At 40.8% G+C, this 26,872-nt stretch carries 20 protein-coding genes; 6 read left to right on the top strand and 14 right to left on the bottom strand.

What is annotated here, in order from left to right:
- Positions 1-13 precede the first annotated feature (13 nt).
- From C0T34_RS14225 to C0T34_RS14190, 8 genes are all read right to left on the bottom strand, one after another.
- Entirely contained in the window at positions 14-1,018 is a 1,005-nt protein-coding gene (locus C0T34_RS14225; RefSeq protein ID WP_098941643.1) for a LacI family DNA-binding transcriptional regulator, read from the bottom strand.
- Positions 1,019-1,072: 54 nt separating this feature from the next.
- Entirely contained in the window at positions 1,073-2,590 is a 1,518-nt protein-coding gene (locus C0T34_RS14220) for a tripartite tricarboxylate transporter permease (protein WP_109850359.1), read from the bottom strand.
- A gap of 19 nt (positions 2,591-2,609) precedes the next feature.
- The gene (locus C0T34_RS14215; RefSeq protein ID WP_109850358.1) at positions 2,610-3,071 is read right to left on the bottom strand and encodes a tripartite tricarboxylate transporter TctB family protein; all 462 of its coding nucleotides are present in this window, start codon (positions 3,069-3,071) and stop codon (positions 2,610-2,612) included.
- Between the two features lie 61 nt (positions 3,072-3,132).
- Positions 3,133-4,107 carry a tripartite tricarboxylate transporter substrate binding protein gene (locus tag C0T34_RS14210; protein WP_226892343.1) on the bottom strand — a complete coding sequence of 325 codons (975 nt, stop codon included), beginning with the start codon at positions 4,105-4,107 and terminating at the stop codon, positions 3,133-3,135.
- A gap of 20 nt (positions 4,108-4,127) precedes the next feature.
- On the bottom strand, positions 4,128-5,180 hold the full coding sequence (locus tag C0T34_RS14205) for an exo-alpha-sialidase (protein ID WP_098941640.1): 1,053 nt from the start codon (positions 5,178-5,180) through the stop codon (positions 4,128-4,130).
- Positions 5,181-5,202: 22 nt separating this feature from the next.
- Positions 5,203-6,132: a dihydrodipicolinate synthase family protein gene (locus tag C0T34_RS14200; protein ID WP_109850357.1), complete on the bottom strand. Its 930-nt coding sequence runs from the start codon at positions 6,130-6,132 to the stop codon at positions 5,203-5,205.
- A 10-nt stretch (positions 6,133-6,142) separates the two neighbouring features.
- The gene (locus C0T34_RS14195; protein ID WP_075671193.1) at positions 6,143-7,789 is read right to left on the bottom strand and encodes a signal transduction protein; all 1,647 of its coding nucleotides are present in this window, start codon (positions 7,787-7,789) and stop codon (positions 6,143-6,145) included.
- A gap of 50 nt (positions 7,790-7,839) precedes the next feature.
- Entirely contained in the window at positions 7,840-9,426 is a 1,587-nt protein-coding gene (locus C0T34_RS14190) for an FGGY-family carbohydrate kinase (protein WP_109850356.1), read from the bottom strand.
- Between the two features lie 440 nt (positions 9,427-9,866).
- Here C0T34_RS14190 and C0T34_RS14185 point away from each other — a divergent pair, with 440 nt between their 5' ends.
- Entirely contained in the window at positions 9,867-10,295 is a 429-nt protein-coding gene (locus C0T34_RS14185) for a hypothetical protein (RefSeq protein ID WP_098941638.1), read from the top strand.
- 51 nt (positions 10,296-10,346) lie between these two features.
- Here the strand turns inward: C0T34_RS14185 and C0T34_RS14180 are convergent, their stop codons facing one another.
- From C0T34_RS14180 to C0T34_RS14155, 6 genes are all read right to left on the bottom strand, one after another.
- Positions 10,347-11,099, bottom strand: coding sequence for a dipeptide/oligopeptide/nickel ABC transporter ATP-binding protein (locus C0T34_RS14180; RefSeq protein ID WP_098941637.1), 753 nt, complete (start codon positions 11,097-11,099; stop codon positions 10,347-10,349).
- A 24-nt stretch (positions 11,100-11,123) separates the two neighbouring features.
- Positions 11,124-11,939 carry an ABC transporter ATP-binding protein gene (locus tag C0T34_RS14175; RefSeq protein ID WP_098941636.1) on the bottom strand — a complete coding sequence of 272 codons (816 nt, stop codon included), beginning with the start codon at positions 11,937-11,939 and terminating at the stop codon, positions 11,124-11,126.
- Positions 11,917-12,786 carry a nickel/cobalt ABC transporter permease gene (gene opp1C / locus C0T34_RS14170; RefSeq protein ID WP_098941635.1) on the bottom strand — a complete coding sequence of 290 codons (870 nt, stop codon included), beginning with the start codon at positions 12,784-12,786 and terminating at the stop codon, positions 11,917-11,919. Before opp1C ends, C0T34_RS14175 begins: the two co-directional genes overlap by 23 nt.
- A gap of 2 nt (positions 12,787-12,788) precedes the next feature.
- On the bottom strand, positions 12,789-13,715 hold the full coding sequence (opp1B, locus tag C0T34_RS14165) for a nickel/cobalt ABC transporter permease (protein ID WP_098941634.1): 927 nt from the start codon (positions 13,713-13,715) through the stop codon (positions 12,789-12,791).
- Positions 13,716-13,786: 71 nt separating this feature from the next.
- Entirely contained in the window at positions 13,787-15,361 is a 1,575-nt protein-coding gene (nikA, locus tag C0T34_RS14160; RefSeq protein WP_109850355.1) for a nickel ABC transporter substrate-binding protein, read from the bottom strand.
- 11 nt (positions 15,362-15,372) lie between these two features.
- A complete protein-coding gene (locus tag C0T34_RS14155; protein WP_098941632.1) occupies positions 15,373-16,158 on the bottom strand; it encodes a class I SAM-dependent methyltransferase in 786 nt (261 codons plus the stop codon).
- Between the two features lie 412 nt (positions 16,159-16,570).
- Here C0T34_RS14155 and C0T34_RS14150 point away from each other — a divergent pair, with 412 nt between their 5' ends.
- The 5 genes from C0T34_RS14150 (at position 16,571) to C0T34_RS14130 (ending at position 26,865) form a co-directional block, all read left to right on the top strand.
- Positions 16,571-18,100, top strand: coding sequence for a VWA domain-containing protein (locus C0T34_RS14150; protein WP_109850354.1), 1,530 nt, complete (start codon positions 16,571-16,573; stop codon positions 18,098-18,100).
- Positions 18,101-18,679: 579 nt separating this feature from the next.
- Positions 18,680-20,155: an SrfA family protein gene (locus C0T34_RS14145; protein ID WP_109850353.1), complete on the top strand. Its 1,476-nt coding sequence runs from the start codon at positions 18,680-18,682 to the stop codon at positions 20,153-20,155.
- A gap of 3 nt (positions 20,156-20,158) precedes the next feature.
- On the top strand, positions 20,159-23,143 hold the full coding sequence (locus tag C0T34_RS14140) for a virulence factor SrfB (RefSeq protein ID WP_098941629.1): 2,985 nt from the start codon (positions 20,159-20,161) through the stop codon (positions 23,141-23,143).
- Between the two features lie 2 nt (positions 23,144-23,145).
- Positions 23,146-25,851, top strand: a complete 2,706-nt coding sequence (locus tag C0T34_RS14135) for a virulence factor SrfC family protein (RefSeq protein ID WP_239450332.1) — start codon at positions 23,146-23,148, stop codon at positions 25,849-25,851.
- A gap of 3 nt (positions 25,852-25,854) precedes the next feature.
- Positions 25,855-26,865 carry a hypothetical protein gene (locus C0T34_RS14130; RefSeq protein ID WP_109850351.1) on the top strand — a complete coding sequence of 337 codons (1,011 nt, stop codon included), beginning with the start codon at positions 25,855-25,857 and terminating at the stop codon, positions 26,863-26,865.
- Positions 26,866-26,872 lie beyond the last annotated feature (7 nt).

Below are 26,872 nucleotides of genomic sequence, written 5' to 3'. Positions count from 1 at the left end.
CGATTTAATTGACTCACTGAGTAGAAACTAGGCGCTCGATAAGCTGTGTTTTTATTAATGCAGGGGATTTAACTGCGGTGCCTGCTATCTTTGCAGTCATGATTTCAAAAGCTTTTTCGACCAATAAAGCTTCATCTTGCTTCATTGACCACACATTATTAGGTAAAAAACTGAGCATCACATGATCATCGAAGGTACCAATATGAAGATGAGCCGGAATACTTCCTTCACGTTGACGAATAACACTCAATAAACCTTCAAGAATAGGCAATGATGAGGCAATAAAATGAGAGGGTATTTGCTGATGTTGCTCTAAATACTGTTTCATCATCTGCTCACCATCTTTGGTCGTATTATGCTCAGCATAAGAGACAGTCACACGGTTATCATCACCATAATGTCCTTTTATGGCTTGCACATAACCGCGCAAACGCGCTGCAATGGTGGGTAATAATGCATCACCCGCAAAAAAATGAATTGGCGCATCTAGCTTTATCATCGCTCTTGTCAGTTGAGCACCACTGTCACAGTTATCTGAAGCGACACAAATAGCCTCACTGACAGAGAAATCTCTATCTAAAAAAACCAATGGTTTTTGGCGATGCTTCACATGATGTAGCTGATTTTTACGGCTTGATGACACAATGAAAATACCATCAACATTACGCTCATCCATTGATTTAACGAGCTTATTTTCATTTTTGATATCACCATAGGTACAGCTAATCGTTAGCTGACAACCAATTTGGTGACAATGCATCTCTAATTTTTCAGCCAAAGCGGCGAAGAATGGGTTAGAAAGGCGAGGGATAACCAATCCGTAGGTATCTGTTTTATTAAGCTTTAAACTTCTAGCCGCATGATTGACGGTATAACCAAACACCTCAACATAGTCCGCGATCTTTTTTTGCGTTTTTGCACTGATCCGGTATTGATCACCTTTGCCATTTAATACCAATCTAACGGTGGTAATAGACAAATTCAGGTCATTTGCAATCTGTTCAACTGTTTTTGCCATTAATATTCCATATTGATATTGCCCTCACCCTTGATGATGAGGGCCAGTTAACCTTTACTGAGCAGGCTTAGCTCGGCATTTCTTCCACATTGCTTTTAACGAAGGTCCAATAATGGGTAAGATCAACGTCAGTATCGCAATACCTAAGAATGTCGCAGTAATTGGGCGTGTATACAGAATAGATAAATCACCCTGAGACATCATTAAAGCACGACGTAAATTTGATTCCGCCATCGGCCCTAAGATAATCCCGATAACCACAGGAGACATGGAGAAATCGAGCTTAATCATAATGTAAGCGAGTAACCCTGCCCCCATCATCACGAATACATCAATGATACTATGGTTCACAGAATAAGCACCCACACTACATAATACAAAGATAATTGGTACTAATACGCGACGCGGAACATCCATCACTCGAACAAAGAGTTTCATACATAAGAAACCTAAGATACCGAGGAAAATATTCGCCATCATCAAGCCAATAAAGATGCTGTTAACTTCAACTGGATTGTCAGTAAAGAGCTGAGGCCCTAATGCCAATCCCTGAACCATAAATGCACCCATGATAATGGCGGTTGCGCCATCACCCGGAATACCTAAGGTCATTAAAGGCACCATGGTTCCGCCTGTTACTGAGTTTGCACCGGCTTCTGGTGCAGAAACACCTTCTGGTGAACCGTGACCAAACTCTTCAGGGTGTTTAGACCAACGTTTTGCTTCGTTATAAGAGATAAATGATGAGATATCTCCGCCCGTTCCCGGAATTGCACCAATCGTTGTACCAATAGCAGAAGAGCGTAAGTACGTTGGTAGTACACGTTTAAAATCAGCCCATGTAGGTAATACACGGTGAATACGCGCATTAATTTTTTCATTCTTCTTCTGTTTGCGCTCACGATATTCTTCTTCAAAACTAATCAAGCCTTGAGAGAAAGCGAACAGACCAACCAAGATAGGAATAAATGAAACCCCACCCATTAGGTACACAGTATCAAAGGTGAAACGAGGTCCAGATGTCATGGGATCAAGTCCAATTGTCGCAATAGCTAAACCTATCGCCCCCCCCATTAATCCTTTCACAATCGATTGCGATGATACACTGGTAATAATACTTATGCCAAATACCGCGAGTGCAAAATATTCAGCCGCAGAGAAACCTGTTGCCACTTTTGCTAATTGAGGCGCTATTACAATCAAGGCAATCGTACTAAAGATCCCCCCAAACATAGAACCCATCGTAGATAAACCCAGCGCGCGTCCTGCTTCACCTTTTTTCGCCATTGGATAACCATCCAATACCGTTGCAGCAGAAGCGGGAGTACCCGGCGTACTAATCAATATCGCAGTAATTGAGCCACCGTAAACGGCACCACAATACATACCTAATAATAGGAGTATCCCTGTCATTCCTTGGAAGGAGTAAGTTAATGGGAGAAGTAATGCAATCCCCATATTTACTGTTAGGCCCGGTAATGCGCCGATAATAATACCCGCGAATACCCCTAACAGGATCATCGTTATCGTTTCCAGAGTGAAAACGACCATTAAAGCGTCTAGTATTTCCATCTCAAAGCTCCTTTACCGCTTATTCAAAAAAAACGGAGGTTGGCAGAGGTGAATTAAAGATAATGTCAAAGAAGACATAAACGGCGGCAACCATCACAACCGGAATAACAACCAGTGCAATAGGTTTTCTTTCATTCATCAGCCACATAATGACCGGGATAAGAAGCAGTGACGGAATAATAAAGCCAAAAAAGTGCAGGCCAGTGGCATAGGCCAACATAAAGATACCTAAACCATAAGCGCGTTTAACTGCGGTAGAACTCAGGTCAACAGACTTATGTACGTGCTTGATTTTATCAACCACAATACTAATCCATTGAAAAATCCCCAGTAAAATAAATAAGATGGCAAGACCATAAGGCCAAAAACGCTCCCCAGGCACACCATAATCATCAAACATGCTCATATCACGGGAGAGATAGATAATTAGTGCCCCGAAAGCCACTGAAATCGCACCGATGATTGTATTGATTTTTGTCATGTCGGGATCTCCCCGACCCTACCTGCCGTAACAGGTAGGGTGGTTTATAATATTAGAAAAGTTATTTTTTCAGGGTTGCTGAAATTAACTCAGCATACATCTCGTGGTCTTCTTTCATCATTTGGTAAGCATCGTCACCAGTGATAAACACAGGCATAATACCTTGTTTTTTCAGTGCTTCTTGGTATTCAGGTTTTTGAACCACTTCAGAGAATGCACCAACTAACTCTTTCTTCACGTTATCAGGCACATTAGCGGTTGTTGCTAATACAGCCCAAGCACGCATTTTCACGTTAGTGTCTAATTTTAATGCTTCTTTGAAAGTAGGTACGGCTGGGAATAATGGGAAACGACGCTCATCCATTACACCAAGAACACGTAGAATACCGGCATCAACTTGAGATTTAACTGCACCCGGAGTTGTTAATACGCCATCGATGTGATTACCCACTAAAGCAGCGATTGAAGGGCCTGTACCTTCGTTGTAAGGGATATGGTTAAATTTAGCGCCAGTGGTACGTTCGATATTAACGCCAGCTAAGTGATAAATAGCCCCCATACCTGAGTTACCTACTTTCAGTTTACCCGGGTTCGCTTTCGCACCCTCAATAAACTCTTGTAACGTGGTATAAGGTGATTCTGCATTAACAACTAACACCACTGGATCAGCGATAGTTGTTGCGATTGGAGTAAAATCTTTATAAGTAACTGGTGATTTCCCTTGGTGTGGGAACATCGCCAATTCAACAGTTGTCATCACTAATTTCGTGCCATCTGGACGTGCATTAGCCACTTCAATCAGCCCCGTTAAACCATTACCAGCAGGCTTATTCACAGGAACGAAAATACGTCCAGCTGGCATCACATCTTTTGCAAATTCAATGATAGTACGTGCAGAAGTATCAGTACCACCACCCGGGTTTTTCGGGATGACAACATCAATATTTTTTGTAGGATACGTTAACTGTTGGGCAACTGCGTTCCCCATACCCAGTGTCATCGTAATCGCCAACGCTGCGAGTAGACTCTTTTTCATAAAACCCTTTCTCCACATTTTTATTGAGTAGCCATTAACTGCTGATAAACAATGTTTTTTCGATTCCAAGTAAAGGTCACGTGTAGGGTATTGTTTTCAGCAATAATAGCCGGATATGAAAATTCGCCTTCCCCATCGAGTAAATCGAATGGTTCAGACCAAGTACTGCCATTATCGGATGAAAGACTGACAGAGATAGGATAACGACGACTCCAGTTACCTGAATTCGGGTTATACACCAATGCCAGTTGACCATCTGCGAAGGAGACGACATCAATGCCGCTATTATTATTTGGTAATATTGTTGCATAAGCTGGACACCAACTGCGCCCATAATCCGTTGAATCGCTACGATAAATAGTACCGCGCGTACTCCGCATCATGGCATGCACATGCCCAGGCCGGGATTCCCATAGTGTTGGCTGTATCACGCCATCCCATTGAAAAACGCGTTGTAGATCAGTCTCCCATAAGGCATCATCCTTTAAACCTTGCCAGATTTCATGTTCCGCTTGTTCACCTTTATGATGTTCAATTGGAATATCCACTCGCAGCCAGTGTTGACCGTTGTCACTCGAAATATCGACAAACGCATCCCAGAATTGGTCATCCTCAACCGATCCCGGTGCCAACCACTCGCCATTCGACATCACTAACACTTTATTTTTCACAGGACCTCTAGGTGCTACATCACCAGAAACCAATTCACTCGGTAAACTCCAGCTATTTCCGCCATCCTTCGAGATAACGTATTGGGTTGTCCAACTATGTACGTCGGGACCCATTTTATAAAACAGCCAGATATTACCTGTTGATGGGTCAACATGTAAAACTGGATTCCAGTGTGCAACACCCGGATTTTTAACAACAGGTTGAGCGTGTTGCCAATGATCACCTTCTTTCATTACCAGCCAGATAGCGGTATTACCGCTACCTTCTTTATCGCCAGCAAAAAATGCGGTTAACAAACGCTCAGAGTTAGGCACACGCACAATCGTTGAAGCATGGCAGTGATTAAAAAGTGAATGTGCATTATCAAGCACAAACTGGGTTTCCTTCATCACGAAAGGCATATTCCTACTCCTGTGTCCTAAATTAATCTAACGAAAGCCATTTTTTCATGTTTTCACCCAATGCAGTCATGCTATTGACAGCAGAAGGGAAAAATGAATTTTCAAACTGACTGCTATTACGGGAACGGCAGACCAGCGTGCTGAAGTTACCAATCAAGCGCTGATGATATTTAGCGCATGCTGGATAATCCAGTGTTTCGGTCATCGCTGCTGTTGATAAATAATCTGCTAATACCGTAGCCTGCTCTGGTTTATCCTTCCAATTCTCATAAAGCCAAACATAAAGCTCTGGATGGAAGTTTGCCATTACACCGCTATATGCCTGACATCCAGCTTGGAATGAAGCTAATAGCGTTTGACTGTTAGCGTTTGCAAGATGCAAGCGAGTCCCTTTTGATAATGCCAAACGACGTTCTATCATCGGAAGAGAACAGCACGTATCTTTGATAAAGGTAAAGCGATTACTTTGCGCACACCACTCTACAATTTCTTCAGATAACAAGCGTTTGTAAGGATAAGGGCATTCATAGATACCCAAATCAACCTCTTTTGGTACCACATTGGTTAAGACTTGCAGTGTTTCCAACGCTTTATCATCCGACTCCCCGACAAGAGCCAAGCGATTGCTGATCATAATGACGCCATCGACGCCTGTGCCAGCCATTGCCTGCAATTGTTCTTTTTGCTGACTTAATGCTGTTGCAGTATGACCAGAAGCAACTACAGGTACTCTTCCATCTGCTTTTTCAACGATAAAACGGGTGAGTGCTTGAGTTTCCTCATCACTTAAATAAAACATTTCGCTTGATTGGCAGGCGGCAAAGAGTCCATGTACACCAGAATCAATATACCAGTCTACAAGGCGCTCTAATGACGCCCAATCAATCTCCCCTTTGGCATCAAAAGGGGTTAGCATAACAGGCCAAACACCGACGTATTTTTGCTGACTCATCATCAATTCCTTACAGTAAGTTAATGGCATCGCCTGCCACTTTCACTTGGATACCTTGAGTCAGTGCTTGAGCAACAAATGCTTTTAGCACAAACGCCAATTTATCTTCATCAACATAAGCCACAGTAATGTGGTTACTTTGATGTCCCGCCATAAGGTCATCACGAGTTACGCCATCTAACGTACAGTTCAATAATGGCCATTCGTAGTTAGTTGCTTTACGGCGACGTTCAAATTCTGCTTCAGGTAACTCCACAGCCACACCTGTACCAATATGCATAATCACATCAGTACCTTCATAGTGTGCACGGCCCCATAATAAGCGCCCTGCTTTACCTTGACCTGCGATAGTTGAACCCCCTTTAGGGAAGAACATCGGAGGTTGGCGATAACCTGTTGCACCTTTTAGGCCACCTTTGAGGTGTTCAAAAGGAACAGAGCCTGAAATTTCCATATCCCAGTAGAATGTTCCTTCATACTCACTACCCCAACGAATATCATGTAGTGTGGTTTCAGCAGGTAATCCTAATGATGTTAATAAACGCCATAACATCGTTTGAGGAATAGCCGTACCCATATCCACTTCATTGATACAAGGAATTGGTGTGTTAGGGCAGATAATCTCGCCGTTTTCATCTGGCAGTGGGAAACGTGCAGTTGAACCAATCGCACCTTCAGCAAAGTCAGACGCAGGGCAACAATCTTTTAAGCCCTGCTGATATTGCACACCCACCGCTGTTAGACCAAAACGTTTTACGAAACGCGCCATTGCAATCATCATGGCGCACTGCTCCATCACTTGTTCACGAGTGAGTTCAGTTTTGTCATCTTGACCAAACATAAACGTCATCCCGTTATCTTCGTACCACTGTAAACATGCCTCTCTTAATTCTGTCGGTACTTTCGCCATTTCGACCAGTAACGCAGATTGAGAAAGGGATTCAATTGGCATACCAATATTGATCATTGCCTGTTGTGGGAAGACCCCGTTAATCATTCCCATACAGAATGTATCGAACAAACCGATTATTTCTTTATTTTTAATTATATATTCGCCGACTTTACGACCCACTTCGCCGGCTTCTGTCGCCATTACCCTGTGTGTTGGCGCAATATCTGTAAGATAGCTAAGCTTATGATTTACATAACCATATTTCAACCAAGTTGCTAAACCATCTACAAAGAATTCATCATCAAACTCTTCTGACCATAAACGTGAATAATTTTTACCTAAACTGGTCATCGTACCCGCTAAACACAACATGCCTACCAGACCCGGCCATGTACCATCAAAGTTAGCCAGCAGTAAAATAGGACCACGATGGTGTGCTAATGAAGAGGCAATATGGTGTGAATATTGCCATGCGGTTAATAACACAATAACCGGTGCATCAGGATCGATTGCAGCAAACATATCGCAACCTTCACGCTGACTACTGATAAAACCATGACCGCGAGCTTCATTAATTTCATGAGCACGCTTCATTTTGTAACCTTGAGCTTCTAATGCTGCTGCCAGTTTATCTTCAAATTTTTTCTGTACAGGCCAGCACGTTACATTTGCAGGCTCGCGTAAGTCTGCGTTAGTGACCATCAGGATCTCTTTCTGACCTGCTGTGATGGTTGTCGGTAATTTTGGTAGATTTAAGTTCAACATAAGATATCCCTGGTAAGGTAAACTCGGTTCATAATCGGAAAAATTAGTGGTCAACAATCTGACATCATTTCGTTATAACGCTGCTGATCTTGATACATCTGCAAATAAACTTGGTATTTGGCCTGATGGAAGGCAAACGTGTCGCTATCTGGTGTGATAATGCCACCTTCTCGCACCATTGCACTGGCAGCTTTAGAGAAATCATCAAAGGCTTTACATGCCACTGCACCTAATAATGCAGCACCTAAATTCACTGCATCTTCTTCTTGTGCTAAATGAATTTCACGACCTGTCGCATTGGCATATTCGCGTAGCCACAATGGATTTTTCGTTGCACCACCACACATCACGATGCGATTGATTTGATGTCCAGCGTCTTCAAGCGTGTCAATAATATGGCGTGTACCGTAAGCAATAGATTGCAGTGTCGCGAGATAATAACGAGCTAATGCAACTCGACCACTTTCCAGCGTTAATCCGCTTACTATGCCTTTGGCGGCAGGGTTTGCGCGCGGAGAACGATTGCCATGATGGTCAGCTAAAACATGAAACTGAGCTGTTGGGTATTGTTCATTCTCTTCCAATTCAGCGACAGCTTCGTTTAATAAGGCATAGTAGTTAACGCCTTTTTCATTCGCTTCTTGCTCTAATTCAGCCCATGATTCATGACGGCGGATAGACCATTCAACTAACGCACCAGCAGCACTTTGACCGCCTTCGTTTAGCCATAATTCAGGTAACATCGCGCCAAAATAAGGCCCCCAAACTCCAGGTACCATAATTGGATATTGGCTCACAATCATGTGGCAGTTAGACGTACCACTGATAATTGCCAAGCTCCCTTCAGGTTGTGATGCTGTTAATGCCAAGCCACCTGCATGAGCATCAATAATGCCTGAAGCAACAATGACACCTGTGTGCAAGCCAAATGCACTGGCAACCGACTCATTTAAACAACCTGCTTGTTCACCTAACGCAAGGATGGTTTGTGGTACTTTTTCTAATAATTCATCCAAACCTACATCGGCTAACAAGCTCTCACTAAATTGCCCCTGATGTGCTAAATAGTTCCATTTACAGGTTAATGTACAAGTACTTGCTACATCCCCTGATGTTGCTTTCCAAACTAAAAAGTCAGCTAAATCAAAGAATCGCCATACATTCTCGTAACGCTCTGGATAATGATTTTTTAACCACAGAATTTTAGGCAATTCCATTTCGATACTGACTTCACCACCAACATATCGCAGTGAAGGATCATTGGTGAGATTGATAGTGACCGTTTCTTGTACAGCACGGTGATCCATCCACATAATGATATCTTGTTCAGCTTTACCGCTTGGTGAAACAGAAAGCCCTTTACCGTTCTTATCCACCGCAACCAAAGAACAAGTGGCATCAAAACCAATAGATTTCACATGGATAGGATCAATAGCAGATAACGCCACCGACTCTTTTACGGTAGTGCAAACCTGTTGCCAAATATCGGTAGACGATTGCTCAACGAAATCCGTTTTTGGGCGGAATTGAGCAATAGGGCGAACAGAAAAGCCCAAACGCTTTCCATTGCTATCAAATACCGCTGCACGGACACTGGCTGAGCCAACATCAACGCCAATAAAATATTGTTGTTCCATGCGAACCCTCATCATTTGCTAACGCTATGCTAATTTTTGCTACTTCGAGTTAGCAAGTTAATTCGAGCATGACGAAAAAACAATCACAATAAGATTAGTTTGTGATGTAGATCTACATAGATAATGTAATTATATGTTTTTAATGGAAATTCATTTATTTGGCTTTGTGGGTTATTTAAATGATGTACTGAATCGATTATGTTCGTTATGAAACTAACGAACATTTAATTAATTAGATAAGTAAAATCACTTATAAAAATATCAATATCTCAACAATAAATATCCTTTTATAAAAAGATATCTCACTAATAATGAGAGATATTATTCAAAAAATAATGAAAAAAGGAAAAACAATAATATTCCTATTGCTATAACGCACTATTACTTTATTTTTAATAAGTTAACTTAAATTTATATATTCTTTTTTGGAGCATTTAATTATGTTGAAAAATATTGCTATCAGTCTTTCTCTGCTGTTTATTTCCTCCTCTGCTTTTTCAGCGACATTAGCTGAAAGAGAATTACAACAAAAATTCGAAGAAAATATTCAGTCCCGTGTTGTCGATTTAAATAAAAGCTGTGATGTCAATATAAAAGTTACTTTTGATTGGCCTGCATTTACTGCTGATGATTTAAAAACAATAGGTGTTGATAGTTATTGTAGCGAAGGATTAAAAGGCGTAATTAATACTTGTGAGAGCTCGAAAATAGCACAAGAAACAGTAAAAGAAAAAATACAGAATATTACCTGTTCTAAAGCAACACCTCGTAGTATTGAACTTAAAGAAGGCACGCTGAATTTTGGTATTGATTTCAATGCCGCAAATGATGCAAAAGCGGTTCAAGAACACTTAATGAATAATCTCTAAATAGATTAAATTCAACAAGCAGTAATGCTAAAAGGCATTGCTGTTTATTGATTAAATAACAGCTTGAATAAGCTTTTTAGAATAATCATGAGAAACATTGCCTAAATTATTTATCTCACACAGTTCAATATTCCTACCTTGTAAAAAAAACATCACTTTATCGCAGAAATAAGCCACCGTTTGAATATCATGACTAATAAAAAGATAAGAGAGTGTAAACTCTTCTTTTAACTGTTTTAATAAATCTAATATTTGAACTTGGGTGGGAATATCTAAAGAGCTAAGCGCTTCATCTAATACAATAAGTTTTGGATAAGACGCTAATGCACGACATAAACAAACTCGTTGAGCCTGCCCACCAGAAAGTTCAAATATATAACGTGTATAGCAACTTTTAGGTAATTCTACTTTATCTAAAAAAGAAAAAATAAGCGTTTTCAATGCTTGATAGCTAATATTTGGATTAATGATTTTAATCGGCTCAGCAATAATTTCGCCTACCGTTAATGTCGGATTAACGGAAGTCATATAATCTTGAAAAACGATACTAATTATACCTTGGCGATGAAGTCGTTTTGTAACAGGCTTATTATTTAAAGAGATAGCGCCACTATCAGGTAATTCTAATCCACAAATTAAACGTGCTAACGTGCTTTTTCCACTGCCACTTTCACCCACTAAACCAAAGGCTTCACTTGAATTAATACTAAAAGAGAGTGAATCGATAACCTTCACTTTTTCACCAAATAATGTGTTATTTTTTTGAGTATAAAACTTACTAATATTCTCAACGTTTAATAACATAAACCCTCTTTTATTATGATGGCATTAATCTATTTTTTCATTAATCAATTGCTCGAAACGTAATGAAAGTTGTCGGCGTGCATTAATTAAATAACGCGTATATTCTTGTGTTGGATGTGATAAAACGGTTGTTTTATCACCACATTCAACCATTTTTCCTCTTTGCATGACGACTATATCGTCGGCAATTTCATTAACTAGTCCTAAGTCATGAGAAATAAAAATCAGTGTTGAATGATGAGTTGTGACGACATGATGAAGCAATTTTAAAATATCTTGGCGAAGTGGTGCATCAAGCGCCGTTGTCGGTTCATCCGCAATTAATAATTTCGGTGATAAAGCGAGCGCAATCGCAATCATCACACGTTGTAGTTGTCCGCCACTTAATTGATGAGGAAACGCCTGCATAATAGATTGAAATTGATAAGGAAAAACATGAGATAATGCCGACTGAGTTTCTTCTATGGCTTGCTTTTTAGAATAGGAAAAATGGTAGGTTAAAGTTTGGCAAAATTGCTTTCCTATTCTCATCAAGGGATCAAAGGCACTCATGCCATTTTGCACAATCACACCTAAAGATGTTCCTAATAAAGCTCGGCGTTGAGAAAGTGCTTCATGACTGATTTTCTTTCCTTCAAAGAAAATCTCTCCTGACATTGCTAATTGTTCAGGTAGCAATCCCATAATGGCTTTACTCATCAAACTTTTACCACTACCGCTTTCTCCGACAATCGCTAATGTACGTCCTTGTTTTATCGAGAAAGAGATATCATCAATCAGTTTTTTTCCACTTTCTTGATGAAAAATAGAAACATGCTCAAGCGTCAGTAAGTTGTTCATGCTTTTCTCCTACTGACTGGCGATTATCGGGATCAAACACATCACGTAAAAAATCACCCCAAAAATTAAATGCGGTAACGACAAGAGTGATAGCAATCCCCGCTGGCAACATTTGTTCTGGATGTAATACCATGACATTTTTTGCTTCACTGAGCATATTTCCCCATTCTGGCGTGGGTGGTTGTACGCCTAACCCTAAAAAAGAGAGCGCTGAGATCATTAAAATAACACTGCCAATATCCGTTGATGCTAAGACAATAGTTTCAGCAAAGGTAACAGGTAATAGATGTCGCCGTAAAATATGACTGGACGGCGCGCCAATGACCTGTGCATATGCAATGTAATTACGATGAGAATATTGGCGAACAACCCCTCTGATCATTCTGGCATACCATGCCCATTTCACTAAAATAACGGCAATTAAGATATTACCAATACCCGGCCCCATTATTCCCACTAACGCTAAGATCATAATTTCTGCTGGAAATGACAAAACTACATCACATAACCGCATAATTAATGTATCTGTCTTGCCATGAAAAAATCCGGCTAACATTCCCATTAACCAACCAATTATTAATGTCACACTCATGGCTAATAAGGCATAAAATACCGTGGTTCTTACACCAAACAATAATCTTGAAAAGATACAGCGCCCTAAATTATCCGTACCTAACGGATAATCAAAACTCATAGGCTTAAATTTCAAACGTATCGAAGTTAATGTGGGATCATGTGGTGCCAACCAAGGGGCAAATACTCCTGCAATAATCACAATCATAATCACCGATAAGCACAGCTGTGCGCTTTTATCTTTTGCAAGTCGTTGCCAAAACAGTTGCCACATCCCTATCTCCTTAACCGTGGATCAGTCATCATTTGAATGACATCCATCAGAAAATTAAAAAAGAGAAATAACAGTGACATCAATAAAATATAAGCTTGTATCATCGGATAATCACGACCAAATATAGCACTAATACATAGTCGTCCGATTCCCGGCCAAGCAAAAATATTTTCAATCACCACCGTACCAGCAATAAGCTTCGGAATGCTCATTCCCAATGCTGTTAAACTGGAATACAGCGAATTACGTAAAATATGGCGACGTAAAATAAGGTTATCGGGTAATCCTCGTGCTTTGGCATAAAAAACATAAGGCTGATGCCACTGATTTAACATCGCACCGCGTAATAACCGCAAATAAGTACCGATATACCCTAAAGAGAGTGCCAGTGCAGGCAAAATAACAGACTTTGGCGATAACATCCCGCTGACAGGCAACCAATCTAAATAAACTGCGACTCCCCAAATTAAAAGTAACCCTAACCAGTAATTAGGAATTGCCGTTAAAACAAACACAATGAAACGAATGCATTTATCCGTAAAACTTTGAGGTTTAGCCACACACCATAATGCTAAAGGTAATGCCAGAATAATCGTAAAGAATAGCGCCGTTGAAGCTAACCAAAGTGTTGGCGGTAATGCTCTTAGCATCTCTTGAATAACAGGGGTTCTTGTAAGAAAAGAAGTACCAAAATCGAGTTGTAAACCTGACACTAACCATAAAAAGTAACGCGTAAAAAAAGGTTTATCTAACCCTAACTCATGGCGCATCCCTTCAATGGCTTCGGGTGTTGGTACTATTTCATTGACGCGTAACGCGACTTCCGCAGGATCAGACGGGGCTAACTCCAACAGAATAAAGGCAATAAATGAAATCATTAGTGCCAGTGGGAAGATAGCCAGCACTCTCCAGAATATATAACGTAGCATAAGGTTTGATCAGTGTGGCACGTTGATATTACGAGCCACACTTATGTTAGTTGACCTCATTAATGCATTAATTAAGGCTTAAAGCGCATCTTTTCAAACGGTATTTCATATTGAGATGGGTTAAAGCCCACATTTTCTAATTCACTACGATGGATAGCCTTAGTACGTGAATAAGTTAATGGAATATAAACTGCTTGCTCTGCTAATGAGGTAAACAAGGTTTTATATAACTCCTGACGACGCGCTTCATTAGGTGTAATTAATAACTCACCAATCATTGCATCCAATTGGGCTTTATTCGCCAATCCTTTTTGCCCTTGATAATCCGCGTGAGCAGGTATTCTAAATGATGAAACAAAAGAAGCCGGATCGTAAGGTGTTCCCCATGAGAGCGAATATTGTAAATCGAAATCACCATTTTTTTGTCTATCTAAATAGGCTTGTTTCTCTTCACCTAAAATCGTTAAGCCGACACCAATCTTTTTAAAGTCATCTTGAATAAGTTCAGCTATCTCTTTCTCAACAGCATTATTCACATTATAAGAGAGCAATAGCTGTAATTTTTCGCCTTGCTTTTCACGGATAGTCTTACCTTTTGGTAATACCCAGCCTTCAGACTCTAATAGATCAATCGCTTTTGTTGGACGATAAATATAGGTTGGGGAAGCAAAATCACAGTAAGGCACACTGCGCGCCATTAAAGTATCAGCGACTTTTTCGCTACCCGCTAAAATACCTTGGGCAATCCCTTCTTTATCAACCGCATATTGCAATGCTTGGCGTACTTTTTGGCTAGATGTCATTGCTCGGCTACTATTGAGCACAATGGCACGAGACGCGATCGGTGCACTCATTTCCGTTTTGAATTTATCTGATGTCATAAGAGCTTCAAATGAATCCATATCTAACATGTCGCCATCTGCACCAAAAATAAGCTGAATATCCCCTTTTTGCAGAGAAAGTAACATGGTTTGTCTATCGGGGATCACTCTCCATATCACACCATTTAATACCGGCTTCTCTCCCCAATAATTGGGATTAACTTTAAACTCAGCATATTGGTCTTTTTTATGCTCAGTTAATACCCAAGGTCCTGTGCCCACATAGTTCGCAACACCTGTTTTGGTTTTGCCATTAATAAAAGAATTCGGTGAAATAAAGCGGAATGGGCGAGTTAAGCCTAATTCCGTTAATGTTGGATAGTAAGGATTTTTTAGATTTAATTTAACAGTGAATTCATCAACAATTTCAACGCTATCAATCTGACGAACTAACTCTAACCACGCATGACGTTCATAGTTGTCTAGTACCGCTTCAATATTTAATTTTACCGCTTTAGCATTAAAGGGCTCACCATCACTAAACGTCACATCATGGCGTAAAAAGAAAGTGTAGCTCTTTCCATCAGGAGAGATATCCCAACGCTCTGCTAAATAAGGTGCAACACCTTTTTCGGTATTTAATACAAGGGATTCAAATACCATGTTTTGAGCCGCCATCTCACCAGAGTAGAGATGCGGGTTGATATCACGAATATCTTTTGTGCTGGCATAATCCAACATATTATTACTTTTGTCTGCTAATGCAGGAAAAGCACATGCCAGTGTTAATAATAGTGTTGGGAACACTGAAAGTAAGGGCTTCACGTTATTCTCCTTTAATTATCTATTCTTTGTTTTTGTGCGTGGATCATAAACATCGGTGTTGAACCATAATTGATTTTTTCTTCTTCGTTCCACACGAAATCACCAATACGAGTATCTATCATATATCGACTAAAACCGACTTCTAGCAGGGTATTAATATCCCATTGTGGCCGTTTAATTTGACTTAATGGTAATTGGCGAGCAATTCGCTCCATCTCTTTGGTATCTGTATTAACGTAGTGATCTTCAACTTGCTTTTCAATTGAACGTTCTCTATCTGCCACAAAACCTTGCCAGTAGCTTTCATCAAAGAGATGTAAATACCAGTTAGCATCGAAATTAATCAAACTGCCACCCGGTTTTAATACTCGAAACCACTCCGAATACGCTTTTTGAGGTGCTTTTAAATTCCATGTCACGTTGCGACTGACTACTAAATCGAATTGTTCACTAGCAAAAGGCAGTTGGTGTACATCACCGCGAACAAATTGAATATTTGCCTTGTGCGTTTGTGCATTTTGTTTGGCTTCCAGCAACATGCCTTCCGTTGCATCAATTGCCGTCACCTCATGACCTGATAACGCTAATAAAATGGCAAAAAAACCAGGCCCCGTTCCAATATCTAGCACTTTTAAGGTTTCACCTACTTTAGTATGCCCCAATAATAGATGACGCCATTTCTGTTGTTTCTCGCTCAGCAATTCCTGTTGATTCGACTCACTATAACTTTCAGCTCGGATATTCCAGTAGCGAGTTACATCATTAAGTAATTGGTTATTATTTATTTTATTTGTCATCAGAAACCTGCTGTTATATCAACGTAAAGAGAGGAATAAATTCCCCTAAAAGCGAATGATTTGGCTATTTTTTAGTGTGGGTAACATACCTTGTAACCCCAAGATGCTCTATGTGTTATATCAATATTCACCAGTACTCAATAAGGAAGATCTGCCAATTTGCGATCTCCCTCTTTAACATAAATGCGTCATCCTAATGGCTGTGAAGATAAATAAGCAAATGGATTATTTTCCCTGTTAAAATAGAGAAATAAATTGAGCGAATTTAGAAATAAAAATTAATTTTGTCTTATATTAAAAAAGTGAGCGCTTTAATTTCACCTTTTTTATAAAACCGTTATAGTCAATAATATTGCTATCTTAAATTTCTTTCTTTAAACGAATATAGCCGTCACATAAGGCTCTCTAAATTATGAATCGAATCTCACGATTAACGGCTGATATTACCCGCGCCGATTTTGCCTTAACGCATCAACAGCAATTACTTCAATTGCTGACTCAACACTTCCCGACTAAGTACCGCTCTCTATTTGCGACGCCAGAGAAAAAATCGGATGACGTGGTTGAGTGGTATTCTCCGGTTTCTGGTAATCCTGTCGCTTTAACATCGTTACAAGGACAAGAACAACAAGAAATAAGACGTATTTTAGATGAACGCCTTAACGATATTAAAACGCAAACGGCGCTATTAGCATCGCAAAATAGAATTACGGATGAAGAGCGCCATCTTTTAGATACGGCATCAACGCTACCTGATAGCGAAAGTGTCTATATTATTAATGGACAACCCGTTATTACATGGTGGCCACGCACCACACCATTGCCACCCCCTATTGCACAAGTTACCGCGGGGGCAAGTGCCGCAGCTGCGGGTGCCGCACTTGCCGATATGCCCGCCAAAACACGTAATCGCTGGCGGCGTTGGTTATTACTGCTGTTATTCTTACTGTTTTTGGTCTTACTGGCATCTTGGCTAAAAGGCTGTTTTGATCCGAAAGTGGTTCCTCCTGTGGTTGAAGAGAAACCTGCCGTTGTCATACCGCCAAAACCAGAACCTATCCCTGAGCTAGAGCCTATTCCAGAACCCATCCCAGAGCCTGTACCAGAGCCAGAGCCTATCCCTGAATCTGTACCAGAACCTGTACCAGAACCGGCTCCAGTACCTGCGCCTAAACCTGTGCCAGTGAAAAAACTCACACCACTAGAAGCTTGTGTGCAAGATGAACTGAAAAAATCGGGTGTGACAGAGAAAACAGCAAATGCAACCTGTGAAAATCGCTTAGCCAGTAAAATAAAGCAAATGTGCCCAGCTGAACGTCCACCAGAGTTAGCACCTCAAGTGATCATTATTTTTGATGCTTCAGGCTCAATGGCATTGAGTATGAGTTTAACGGAAGACGACTTAGACTTTATTTCAAGCACAGGAAAACTGTTCGCGGGCTATGATGCCGAACCTCGTCGTATCACCGTGGCAAGAAATGCAGCAACAAAAATTATTAATAGCATTCCTTCTGATATGAAAATCACCACCGTTGTGGCATCAGACTGCGGTGTAGTGAAATCAAGTCCAGCTTATGGCGGTAATGAACGCTCAAAATTGCTTAACTACATTAAACGTATTGAACCTGATAGTGGTACACCGTTAGCCGAATCTATTCAACGAGCAGGTTCTCTCATCAAAGGCAACAATCGTGACACGATTATTGTCTTGTTATCTGATGGGTTAGAATCTTGTGATCAAGATCCATGTGCAGCAGCACGTACATTAAAACGCGCGCATCCTCGCGCGGTCATTAATGTGGTTGATATTTTAGGTACAGGTGCAGGTAACTGTGTGGCGAGTACCACTGGTGGAAAAGTCTTCACGGCGCGTAATGCTAATGAAGTTACTTTAATGACTCGAAAAGCAATTGAAGATTATATTCCAAAGAACTGTAAATAATGATTGATTACGGTTTCTAATATTTAATTCACCCTCTTTGGTTTCACATTGAGGGTGAATTTTTCACGTATTACGTGTATTTTATTATTATATTGGCACTGACGAACTCTATATCTTATCTATTTAAGACCATTCCTTAATTGTCTGTTTTTTTCTTTTCTCATTCTCTCATTATTCAGAATAAACCTATTTTGTGATTACTATCACAATGGCGAGATGCTCATTAATAGTTTATTCTTTTATATTTTGTCTTTTTTTTCTTCTATTTCATTATTTTTTAATGTAAAAGCTAATATATCGGTGATTTAATCCATATATTTAAGAAAATATAGCGCAACCTGTAATGTCATTATTTCATTATCATAATCGTCATCTTAATATTCCCACTTTCACTCAAGAAAAATAAAAAAGCCTTTAATAATAATCAGTTAATTAACCCTAAATAATCCGCTAGATAGACACCCAATTTCTGATAATATAAAATGAATATAAATTTTATATCTTTATTTTTAGCCTTAAAACCTATTTACGGATAAGCCAACTTACCCATAGATAATCTTGCCTAGCGGAATGATCGTCGTGAATAAAGCATTCTTACGAAGTGGTAAATTAGAAAGTTACCTCCCTATGGGAGAAAATGGACAGGCTGTTTATATCTCTGCACTGCAGCTACGTGAAACCCTGCGTTTAAGAGGAAAGGCACATATTTCTCAATGTCTTGCTATTCCTCAGCCAAATGAAACTGGCGAGCGCATTGACTGGTATTCACCGATTGATGGCTCTGTTATTCCTTGGTCTGCGGCTTCAGAAGAAGAACGCACCGCCGCTTATGCGCTACTGAAAAAGAATCAAGATGATTTAATCTCCTTTAGTGAACAAGAACAGCAAAGGGCTGGAAATAAAGAAAGTCAGCTTTTTGGTGCCCTGCTCAGCAAAACTATCCAATTTCCTGACGAAAACCATATTTTTATTGTTGATGGCCAACCTATTATTACCTTCTGGGGTTTTGTCAATGCTAATCAACAAATTAGAGTTGATCCTGTTGCTTGTTTAAAACCTGCTGTAGCGCCAATCGTACCAACATCAACCGTGGCTCCACCAGTGCAAGAAAAATTCATTATTACTGAAACTAAGCGCCCTTGGTGGCGTTTCTTATGGTGGCTGTTACCTCTATTATTACTTCTACTCGCAATTTTCTTCTTAAGAGGCTGTTTTTCAACGCCAGCACTGCCTACGGTTGATATTAAAACGCCAGATATTGAAGCGCCTAAATTGCCTGATCCTACGCTTGAAAAGCCCAAAGTCCCCACGGTGGTGACTAATGGCCATACCATTGGTATACCAACAGGTACAGTTCACTCAGGAACATTAGGCACCGTTGATGCCAATGAGAATGTGATTAATGGCACTGATAGGAACGGCACAGTAGTTGATCCTAATACTGGTTTACCTGTGGTTGATCCTCAAATAGATAATAACCAAGGTGCTTTACCTGAAGGAGCAGCGCCCGACGATGCACAACAGCCTAACGTACCTACGGTTGATCCAGCCGCACAAAATGAGCAACCGAAAACAGATAACAATCAAAATACAGGGAATGAGAACAACACGGCTAACCCTCCTGTTGATCCCAATGCACCACCAGATGTCACACCGCCAGCCACGGCTGATAACACAACACCACTGACCATTCCAGCAAATGCGTTAGCGAATGGCTCAACCCAATTCCTAAATGGTCAATGGAAAGCAGGGGCGGGAATTCAAGATCAAAAAACAGGTAAACCACTGAGCCTGAACTATCAATTAGATAATGGTAAAGGACAAGTCGTCATGACACGCAGTGATGGCGTGACCTGTAAAGCGCCTGTCAATGCAGCCGTCAATCAAGGCGGATTAAATATTAATAACCAAGGTCAGGCTCTGTGTAGTGATGGTTCAAACTATTTGATGCCAAATATTATTTGCCAACCAGGAAGCCAAAATATTGCTGATTGCCAAGGGAAATATGAGAACAGTCAGCCATTCCCATTATCAATGAAGCGGGAGAATAATTAATTCATGTTAGCGCCACTGACCGATTATAAAGATAAAATTACCCTTATCCGAGACAGTAATATTCAGTTTCTGGATTTTGGTTTTAAGTTACCACAGCGCAAAGAGTACGGTGAGTTTGTTAAAAAAGGCGAAAACGGCCCGTTAATGCGACTCATCTATAATGAACGAGATGATAACTATCTTTACCCAGCACCTAAAAACCAGCCTCAAACACCAAGAGAGGCTGAATTTAGCTTCTCCCTTGAAGAGTCATTAACCCTATTAAATGACACATGGCTACCGGTGCCATTCTTCCGTTTTAATCCACCACGCGCATTCTCTCAAGGCCCTGATAACTGGGTAAGAATGATGTTCCATCAACTGTCTGAGCCAGATGAAGATGGACATACACACCGCGTTGTTGTGGCATTTGATACTCGAATTGAACCGAATCGCACCAATACCGCTTATCTGGCGCCAAACGAAGAAGATGTTCGCTCGGGTGTCGCTTTTGCGTTGGCTTATTTGGGCTATGAAGTTGAGAACTTCCTTGAAACACCGTGGATTGATGGTTGGTTAAAGGAAGTCTTTAGCGAAAGAGCACTGGCTGTGACCAAAATGTACCATGATGAACTTGAAGATGCGCTTAAAGAGTTTCAACATCAGGCACATTATCTCAATTTACTCAATATCTTAGGTGAGAAGCTACGCTTACCTGAAATAAAAATTAACGAAACTAAACCACAAGAGCCCGCGATTGAAGTTGATCTTATTCTTGATGTGGGTAACTCACGTACCTGTGGGATCTTAATTGAAGATCATATCAATGATAATAAAGGACTAACGCAACTCTATGAAATGACGCTGCGTGATTTAAGCCACCCTTATCAAATCTATAATGAGCCATTTGAAAGCCGTGTTGAATTTGCGCAAGCTGAATTTGGTAAACAAGATTTCTCAGTAAATAGCGGTCGCAATAATGCCTTTATGTGGCCGACGATTGGCCGCGTTGGCCCTGAAGCCAACCGCATGGCTGCGCAACGATTAGGTACAGAAGGCTCAACGGGTATTTCAAGCCCTAAACGCTATTTATGGGATGATTCGCCATATTCTCCCGGTTGGCGCTTTAGTCGCTCTTTTGGTCAGACAGACAGAGAGCCACTGGCAACCGCGGTTCCGATGACATACCTTCTAAACGATCACGGTGAGCCGTTATTCCGTTTAGAGCCTGACTTTCGCATGCCGGTATTTACGCCAAACTATACCCGTAGTTCATTAATGACCATGATGTTAACCGAAGTGTTAGCGCAGGCATTAACGCAAATGAACAGCCCTGCTCAACGCCTTAAAATGAGTCACGCAAGTGCGCCTCGTCAATTGCGCAATATCATTTTGACTATTCCACCAGCGATGCCAAAACCAGAGCGTGCCATTTTTGAAACGTGCATGGAAAACGCATTAGGACTCATTTGGAAAGCCATGAATTGGGATCCAACTGACGAAAAACTGCGTTTTGATGGCAAAGATGAACAATGTCGTATCCCAATGCCAAACATCCATGTGAAGTGGGATGAAGCCACTTGTGGCCAGTTAGTTTACCTCTACAACGAAACACAAATTAAATTTGGTGAACGTACTGAAGCCTTCTTTGCCAGCCAAGTACGTGAAGATAACCGCGCATTAACGGGTGATAGCACGTTAAAAATTGCCTCAATTGATATTGGTGGTGGAACAACCGATCTCGTTATCACACGTTATAAACTGGATACGGGCACAGGTAGCAACGTCAAAATTATTCCAACACAATTATTCCGTGAAGGATTCAAAATTGCGGGCGATGATATTTTATTAGATATCATCCAAATTTGCGTACTGCCTGCATTACGCACAGCATTAACGGATGCAGGTATTTCTGATGCCGATGCTCTGATGTCTTCTCTTTTTGGTAGTGAAGGTTTAGATGCTGGGCAACAAGTGTTGCGCCAACAACTTACCCTACAAATCTTTAATCCGATTGGGTTAAAGATTTTAAGCCAATATGAAAACTACGATCCATTAGTTCCACATGAAGGCATTAACAGTACTTTTGGTGAATTACTTAACGTTCTACCGACAGAGCATGTACGTCGTTATATTGATGACGCAACCAATAAAGAGCTTGGTGGTGGCGAGAGTTTCTCCATTTTAAATGTGCCTGTACAAATTAACTTTGCGCAATTGCACGCCGAATTTATTTCAGGTGAACGCATTAATATCACGCGTAGTTTAAAAGCCCTGTGTGAAGTGCTTTATTACTACTCCTGTGATGTTTTACTACTGACGGGCCGCCCTTCTCGCTTACCGGGTATTCAAGCACTGTTAAAAGTATTACAGCCAGTACCGCCTTCTCGTATTCTGCCATTACATGGCTACAAAACGGGTGGTTGGTATCCATTTAACAAAAAAGGCCGTATTGACGATCCAAAATCAACAGCAGCGGTTGGTGCAATGTTGTGTTTAATGGCTGAAAATGCACGTTTACTCAACTTCTACTTCTCGACAGGTAACTTTAAAACTTACTCAACAGTACGTTATTTAGGGATGTTGGATAATAACAACACCATTTCTGATAATGATGTTTACTACCGTGATATTCAGGATAAATTTGAGCCTGATCCTGATACCTATTTTGAAGTCAGAGGCGGGATCCGCTTAGGTTTCCGTCAATTAGATAATGCCCGTTGGCCTGCATCTCCACTTTATACCTTACGCATTAAAAATCCGAAATTGGCACAGCAACTTAGCCAAGAAGACAGCGTATTACATATCAAACTTGGAGAAGAAAGGGGTGCATCTGGCCATAATGATGACAATAAATCTGAAAAATTACGTATTGAAGAGATGGAGCTTATTAATGGCAAAGGTGGCGTTAATAAGAACGGTTTAAGCTTTAAACTCAATACGTTAGCAGATAGTGGAATTGGTGAAACATCCTATTGGCTGGATAGCGGGAGTGTATTAGGTAAATGAATATGATGGATGAAAAACAATTAACAGCCAAATGGGATGCCATTTATCAAGGTGCGGGTAAAGCCATTGATTGGGTAACGGCAGTAAGAGGTAATGCACCTCGTTTAAATACCGAAGCCGATAGCCTTATCTATCGCCTACGACGTAGCCGTAACATGGCAAAAAATCTCAGTTTAGCGACACAACGACCAATGTCTGTGGGCTTTTTTGGTCTCTCTCAAGCAGGAAAATCGTACCTGATTTCAGCTCTTGCTGCAGGACAAGAAGGTCGTTTAAGAACCAGCATGTCAGGTAAAACCCTTGATTTTATCGACCATATCAACCCACCGGGTGGTGGTAAAGAGGCGACAGGTTTAGTGACTCGCTTTAGTCGCAACGCCACAAAAGGTACGCAACAGTTTCCTGTTGAGCTACATCTTTTCAGCGAAATTGAGATCGTTAAAATTCTCGCCAATGCCTACTTGTACGACTTCAATCAAGAAAAAATTGAATTTGAATTAGATGACGAGAAAATTTCTCGTTTAATCAATTCATTAAGCACACAATGCAACGCCACCCCCGTTGCTGGCATTACTCATGATGACGTCGTTTCATTATGGGATTATCTGCAACGTCATGCTGAAAAAAGCCAGAAAAAATTAGCAACAACCTATTGGCCTAAAGCGATTGAATTAGCGCCTTATCTCAACATTGCGCAACGAGCTAAACTTTTTTCTGTTTTATGGGGAGATATTGCAGAGCTGACATCCGCTTATCAACGTTTTAGCACCACACTTGCCTCTTTAGGTAATGCACCTCTTGTTTTGGCTCCGCTCTCTTCTTTAGTCAAAGAGCAAGACGGCGTGTTAGTACAAAAAGACAGTATTATGAACGTGGATATGTTAGAGCGTCTCAATACTGCCAATGATAGCCAGATCAGCATTTGTCCTGTTCATGGCGATCGTATTGATGCCCCTGTAACTCTTTCGTTAGCAGAGTTAACTGCGCTGACGGTTGAATTAGTCGTTCCATTATTAGATGCACCAAGTAAACCCCTGTTTGAACACGTTGAACTGCTCGATTTTCCGGGCTATCGCGGTCGTTTAGGGGTCGAAACTATGGCAGATGTGCGTCGTCAGGTTAACGATGACAGTGCAAACCCGCTGGCACAGCTTATTCTACGGGGTAAAGTTGCCTATCTGTTTGAACGTTATACCGATAACCAAGAGATGAATGTGTTAGTGGTATGTACCGCATCAAACAAACAATCAGATGTGAAAGAAGTTGGTGCAGTCCTCACAGAATGGATCAATAACACGCAAGGTAAAGATGCGCAAACTCGAGCTAAACGCCCTTCAGGCTTGATTTGGGCAATGACCATGTTTGATATGCGAATTACTAACTCCTTAACCATGAATGAAGCGTTATTACGTCAATCATGGGGTAAAGGTGGCATGATCAAAATGGCGATGTTAGAGCGCTTTGGTCAATATGAATGGATGTCATTAGATTGGATCAACGGTGAAGCATTTAATAACACCTTTTTAGTGCGTAAACCGTGCGTACCGACACCGTTTATTCAAATCAGTAATGGCAAAGAAACGGTTCTAAATGAAGACAGTGTTTCACAATTACATTTGATGAAAAAAACCTTTGCTGAAGATGAAACTGTCCAACGCTATATTCGTGAGCCAGACCAAGCATGGGATGCCATGTTGTCGCTTAACGATGGTGGTATGCAACGCCTTGCTGATTATCTTGAAACCGTTGCCTTAAAACCACTAAAACTTGAACGTATCAGTGAGCAACTGCAAGAAATTCAACGTGATTTAATCGGTCATCATCTTGAAAAATGGTATCAATCAGGTGGTGAAGAGGAATTACAGGTAAAACGCCGTAATGCCGCCACTATTTTACGCTTTATGCAAAGTCGCCCTTATTTACAAGGTGCGTTACTAGATTACCTGTTACCTTCTCGCAAATCACTCTACGATCTGTATATGCAGGAAAAAGAGGTTATCGATACACTTTCAGATAAGAAGGCAACACAAGCCCCTGTTTCCGCCTTTGCAGCTATGGAACAACCTGCTTTCGATCTCTTTAGTGATGCGCCAATCTCTCTAGTATCAGAAGAAGATGAAGCCCCTAAAGGTCATGGCAATGAGGTTACTTACCCTAAAAAAGTGATGGCATTATGGATAAATCATCTGCGTAGCCTGCCTGATAACAGTACTTTGTTAACCTATTTAGGCATCGAACAAGAAATTATGGTGCTGTTAGTTGATGAACTGATCACTGCTATTAACCGCCTTGGTGTTGAACAACGCATGCTGAAAACCCTTGCAGGGACAGAAGCCATTGCTCGTCGTGATGACTTAGCTGAACAGCAATCATCTCGTGTTTATAATGTGCTGGGTGATTTTATTACTTGGTTTAATTTCAAAGATAACGGTGTTGAGAAGCCTGATAGCAAAATCAATGCAGGCCATAAGATCTTTGAAAGACCCGATAGCGCTAGCGTGCAATGGGGGGATGATGAGCGTTTAGTTCGCTTACCTACCAACCCTGTTAATTATACCCTTTTATTTGTGATTGATTGGCTTATCGCTTTATCAGCGGTTATTACTGAGAATGCAGGGCATTCTGCAGGAAGAGAGATCAGTGCTGAGCAAAACGCACTATTAGGCCAAATAATTCAAACCATGAAATCATCCGTCGTGGAGTCATAATTCGTGTTTAATCCAGAATTAAAACCCGTACAACCTGCTCGTCCCGGCTTTGCGGTATTAAGTATTCGTAATTGGGAAGGTGACGCTTCCCCTGTTTATTTAAGTATTCAGCGTAACCAAGATCGCTATTTCTTAAATGATAAAGGGGAATGGGTAGGTAATGCCTTTTTCCACCAACTTTCACTTGAAGATGCTGATGATGGTTATCAAATCGTTCTTGATAAAACGCTCGTTGATCCCCTCGTTAGCAACTTACAGATGGCGTATCAATTTACGTTAAAAGACGATAACGAAACACAAGATATCGGACGATTACGTATTCGTGATGGCGTATTGGCTTCACAAGCACAAGGTCAGAGTGAAGCATTGAAATCAACGGCGACATTAGATAATCAGCCTGTTCCACCTGCTCCTATTATTGAAGAAACACAGCCAGAACCAGAACCACTCAAAATTGAGCCTGAAAAAATAGAGTCGATTATCCCTGAAATCAAGGCAGATGAACCACCACAACGACCAACACCACCTGCGCCGAAGAAATCCAAAATTGGCTTAATTTTAGCCATTATCTTGATCTTAATTTTAGCGGGTGTCTTAACATGGTTCTTCTTACTAAGAGGAAATCCTGCTGGCGAACCTGCACCACAACCAACACCAGAACCCGCAACACCTAGTGTATGCAGTGTTGAAAATATGAAATCAGGTACAGCATTAGCCTTTGTACAAAGCTGCATACAGAGTCAACCGGATAGCAAAACTATTCTTGCAACTATTGAACAAGCGAAACAGAACAATCAATGTGATGTTGCTCAGCGTTTATATGCTTATAAAGCACAATCAGGTGATGTTGATATCGCTCTAAATTACGCTCGTGAATACGATCCTGAAACCGCATCAGCACAAGGTTGCTTTAGTGCAGACAAAGAAACGGCCATTTATTGGTACGAAGCGGTTCTTAATCACGACTCACAAAACAGTGACGCAAAAGTGCGTCTTGAAGCTTTGAAAAAATAGGAAAGTC

The organism is Proteus sp. CA142267 (genome assembly GCF_003336825.1).
In the GTDB taxonomy this organism is placed as follows: Bacteria; Pseudomonadota; Gammaproteobacteria; order Enterobacterales; family Enterobacteriaceae; genus Proteus; species Proteus terrae.
This window is presented reverse-complemented; position numbering and strand designations above follow the sequence as displayed.